This is a genomic window from Porphyromonas sp. COT-290 OH860 (assembly GCF_000768935.1).
Taxonomy (GTDB): domain Bacteria; phylum Bacteroidota; class Bacteroidia; order Bacteroidales; family Porphyromonadaceae; genus Porphyromonas.
In genome coordinates this window covers 1-1737 of sequence record NZ_JRAR01000059.1, presented here as the reverse complement: position 1 = coordinate 1737, position 1737 = coordinate 1, and the positions used below count along the sequence as shown (strand labels likewise).

Here is a 1737-nt window from a genome sequence, read left to right as displayed (position 1 = left end):
AACATCAAAGCTATGAACGATTTTTGACAGGTGGCGGGCTAGCCCGCCACCTGTCGTTCTTATAACCATAGTGTTGCGTTAGAAAATGGAAAGTACAAAGTCTGCGTCCAAGTCCTTGGCCAACCAAACATTTCGGATCACGATGCCTAGGCGAGAGTGAAAGATGACTTACGACTTAGGCAAATGCTCCGAATAAGCTAGATTTTAGAATTTAGACCAGATTTCAGAATGTTGATGAGAAAATGCGAGTATGATTGAACTAAAAAACATAGACCTCATATTTGCCCCCTAGAAGGCTCCACATGGCGTCTAACTTCATTTGGGCACTTGGGGTTTAGGCAAAGGGGAGCACCCTCTAAAACGACCTCATGACAAAACACTAACAATCAAATAAATACAATCCAACAAACAGAGGTTTTATCTACTCAAAGTCTAAATTGCTGCATTTCTTCCCATCAATCTTTTCGGATTAGTGGACACATCGTGGCGAATTAGTCCTACAACTATCCAAGGAAAAAGCAAGAGAAGGTGATTGAATGGTAAATATCTGGTAATGTGCGAGAAATAAGTCAATATGCAATGATTTGCGTTACGGTTAAAAGAGCAGAAAATGTGGATTTGTGCAGAAGTTCCGTTACCAGACCGTTATCTTCTCCATCGGGAGGTAACGATAAGGCAAAAGAAGGTAACCAGATTCTTTTTGTTTATGGCTCTGTTTCGCTCTGGCACAGTGTTTTGCATAGCAGAGAATGCTTCGGTAACGGGTAACTTTGCCCCTAAAAACGAAGCGTATGAAAAAAGAAAAATTCAAGGTGTTGCTCTACCTGAAAAAGAGCGGTTTGGATAAGACGGGAAAAGCTCCCATCATGGGACGGATCACTTATGGCAGAACGATGGCACAGTTCAGCTGCAAACTCTCTTGTCCACCCGATCTCTGGAATGCCCGTGAAAGCCGTATGAACGGAAAAAGCAGGGAAGCCGTCATCCTCAACGGCAAACTGGACAACTTGTTGTCGGATATTCTGTCGGCATATCAGACCTTGGTCGAACGAGACAAAGTATTTACTGCCACTGATATTAAAGAAACCTTTCAGGGTTGCATGCAGAACCGGACAACCTTTTTGGCGTACTACGACCGTATGGTAGAAGAACTTGAAACACATGTCGGCATAGACCTGACCCGTTCAACCCTGATGGCCTACCATACGGCACGGAAACATTTTGCCGCTTTCATCCGGAAGCAATTCAATCTGGATGATCTGGCTTTCAGTCAAATCACGGAGGAACTCCTTCCCCTTTTCGAGCATTATATCAAAGGAGATCTGGGCTTTTCTCAGGGGTATTTCCACGGTCTTTCCGTCAAGCTCAAAAAGGTTTGCCGACTGGCTTATCGCGAAGGGGTAGCCGACACGCTTCTGTTCGAGGGCGTCCGTATTGACCAGGGCAAGAACAAATCTCCGAGAGCGTTAGACAAAGCCTCCTTTGAAAAGCTTGAAACACTCTCTTTCGATGAGCATCAGATAGAATTGGAGAGAGCCCGGGACCTCTTTCTCTTTTCCTGCTATACCGGTACGGCTTATTGTGACTTGATACGACTTGGCAGGGAACATCTCTTCCGGGATAGTGAAAATGGCCTCTGGGAGACTATTGCGCAATGCGCCGCTCAAAGTTTCTTGTATCTTTCTCGGTGTTTTTTGCGTGTTTGAGCGGCTTGGGGAGCCTTGAATACTATCCCCC

1 protein-coding gene is annotated in these 1737 nt (G+C 45.2%); it reads left to right on the top strand.

Translation table 11 applies throughout. The features are described from left to right. Window positions 1-791 precede the first annotated feature (791 nt). Complete coding sequence (locus HQ41_RS06720; protein WP_081964794.1) at window positions 792-1706, top strand: phage integrase SAM-like domain-containing protein; 915 nt, start codon at window positions 792-794, stop codon at window positions 1704-1706. The last annotated feature ends 31 nt before the right edge of the window (window positions 1707-1737 follow it).

Excerpts from the sequence above, each read along its gene's own strand:
- HQ41_RS06720 (WP_081964794.1), top strand. The coding sequence starts at position 792 with ATGAAAAAAGAAAAATTCAAGGTGTTGCTCTACCTGAAAAAGAGCGGT.